This window comes from Mesorhizobium sp. M5C.F.Ca.IN.020.32.2.1 (assembly GCF_004023105.1).
GTDB lineage: Bacteria > Pseudomonadota > Alphaproteobacteria > Rhizobiales > Rhizobiaceae > Mesorhizobium > Mesorhizobium wenxiniae.
In genome coordinates this window covers 1-2,305 of the sequence record NZ_RZSX01000946.1, presented here as the reverse complement: position 1 = coordinate 2,305, position 2,305 = coordinate 1, and the positions used below count along the sequence as shown (strand labels likewise).

General features: G+C 61.1%; 4 protein-coding genes. 3 read left to right on the top strand and 1 reads right to left on the bottom strand.

Translation table 11 applies throughout. The features are described from left to right. The 3 genes from EOA86_RS38965 to EOA86_RS31265 all read left to right on the top strand — a co-directional run. The coding region (locus tag EOA86_RS38965) for a hypothetical protein (RefSeq protein WP_164892163.1) at positions 1-247 on the top strand (247 nt) is incomplete at its 5' end. An 84-nt stretch (positions 248-331) separates the two neighbouring features. Continuing rightward, positions 332-1,180, top strand: coding sequence for a serine O-acetyltransferase (cysE, locus tag EOA86_RS31270; RefSeq protein WP_128345135.1), 849 nt, complete (start codon positions 332-334; stop codon positions 1,178-1,180). 150 nt (positions 1,181-1,330) lie between these two features. Then, entirely contained in the window at positions 1,331-1,534 is a 204-nt protein-coding gene (locus EOA86_RS31265) for a DUF3126 family protein (protein ID WP_013531334.1), read from the top strand. A gap of 105 nt (positions 1,535-1,639) precedes the next feature. On the opposite strand, the gene EOA86_RS31260 is transcribed toward EOA86_RS31265, so the two are convergent. Continuing rightward, the coding region (locus EOA86_RS31260; RefSeq protein ID WP_128345134.1) for a hypothetical protein at positions 1,640-2,305 on the bottom strand (666 nt) is incomplete at its 5' end.

Below are 2,305 nucleotides of genomic sequence, written 5' to 3'. Positions count from 1 at the left end.
GGCCGTGATAGTGGCGGTCGTCGGCCTGATAGAGCGCGGAAAGCTCGTGCTTCAGCGGCTCGTCGATCAAGGGTTCGTCTTCCATGGCCGCTTGAATTTCCGTGAACCAAATCCATTTGACAAAGCACTAAGGAAAATTGAGTTCAACCGTGCTATGATCTGGCTTATAGAGCATGTCGCGCAAAAGTGCGCAGCGGTTTTGGGACAACGACATGCTCAAAACAGGCACTTAATGCGCATCGCCTGAATCACTTCGATCGCGATTCGCATTATGCGGCCGGAGAATAGGCAAGTCGCCAAGCCCGAGACATTAGATGGCCGGAGATCATTAATGAACAGCGTTACGATTGCCCGCCCGACCATGGTGGAGCCGATCGACCCGATCTGGCGCTCGATCCGGGACGAGGCGATGGAGGCGGTCAACCGCGATCCGCTGCTGGCGGCGTTCCTCTATTCGACCATCCTCAACCAGGAAAGCCTCGAGGAGGCGGTCATTCATCGGCTGGCTGAGCGGCTCGCCCATCAGGATATCGGTTCCGATCTCATCCGCCAGACATTCAAGGCGATGGCAGCCGACGACATGGACTGGTCGTCGACGGTGCGTGTCGACATCCAGGCCTATTACGATCGCGATCCGGCCTGCGACCGCTTCATCATGCCGGTGCTCTATTTCAAGGGCTTTCATGCCATCCAGATCCACCGGCTGGCACATTGGCTGTGGAACCAGGGCCGCCAGGATTTCGCTCTCTACCTGCAGAGCCGGTCGTCCTCGGTGTTCCAGACTGACATTAATCCGGCCGCCCGCATCGGCAAGGGCATCTTCCTCGACCACGCCACCGGCCTCGTCGTCGGCCAGACGGCGGTGATCGAGGACGACGTGTCGATCCTGCACGGCGTGACGCTGGGCGGCACCGGCAAGGCCGGCGGCGACCGCCATCCAAAAATCCGCTACGGCGTGCTGATCGGCGCCGGCGCCAAGATCCTCGGCAACATCGAAGTCGGCCATTGCTCAAAGATCGCGGCAGGCTCGGTAGTGCTGTCGCCGGTGCCGCACAACAAGACGGTTGCCGGCGTGCCGGCCCGCGTCGTCGGCGAGACCGGCTGCGACCAGCCTTCGCGGCAGATGGACCAGCTTTTGCCGTCGCAGTCGATGGACCACGTCGTCAGCTTCGATATCTGATTTCAAGTCCGCGGGGCGGGCAATCGAACTCCGTTTGCCGGCCCCGCCGGCTGTCGGTTCTCGCATATCCGGTCGGCTCGCCTTTACATCGCCATTGTCGACGTGCCAGAAGCGCGCTCAAACGAGCAGACCGACGATCGGAGAAGAGTTTTGAAGCCGGACGAAATCAGAAAGCTGGACGCCTATTTCAAGCGCGTCTTCCAGAACCCCAAGCTTGAAGTGAAGGCGCGGCCGCGCAAGGACGATTCGGCCGAGGTCTATGTGGGCGACGAATTCCTCGGCATCGTCTTCAAGGACGAGGACGACGGCGACTATAACTTCTCGATGGCGATCCTCGACATCGATCTGGCCTGAGTCGGGGGTTCTCGGTTACCGGTAGGCGCCGTTATCCCTGGCGGAGAAGGGGACGCCAATCTCCACCGTTTGCGATTTGTCGCATAATCCCTTCAGACACAAGCGTTAGCGCCCTGTCTTCAGCATACGCGCAGCCTCGGCGGCGATGGCTGCATCTAGCGCCTGCCAATTCCCCAGAAATTCCATGGGAAAGCGGTAGGTGAGGCTGAGATTGTCGCCGACCAGAATGTCGCGCTCGCAGGGCGCTAGCGATTGCGCAGCACTCGGGCCGCTCAGGCAGCGGGCCACGAACGGGTCCTTGCCCCGGCGATTGGCAACCGCCAGCACCTCGTTGAAATACCCTGATTTTTCGGTGAAGCCGTAGAGCGTCGTGCCGCCCGGGCCGGGCGTGCCGGGTTCGACGATCAGGGCGCTGTAGATCGGCGCGAAGCGGCCGCTCATCTCGCGCGACATTATCTGCCGTTCGAACAACAGGAAGACGATGTCCTTGCTCGATCCGGTGTGATTGAAATCGTCGCGGGCGGCCTCGCTGTAGCCGTCCATCTCGGGATAGCGCAGATAGAGGTCGAGCCGCGAGGCGATGCCGTCGCGCCGGGCCTGGTCGAAGCGGATGACATTGCCCGGCACGGCGATGACGTTGTTGCCGATCACCACCTCGTGGATTGTCTTGTCGTCGGTGTATCCGGCCATGGCGATCGAGCGGCCGAACCATTTGCCGCCAAGGCTGATCGTCACCGAAAGCATTGCCAGCGCCGCGAACACGTAGAACAC

What these genes read in the sequence shown, in the direction of transcription:
- cysE (WP_128345135.1), top strand. Translation starts at nt 332, where the DNA reads ATGAACAGCGTTACGATTGCCCGCCCGACCATGGTGGAGCCGATCGAC.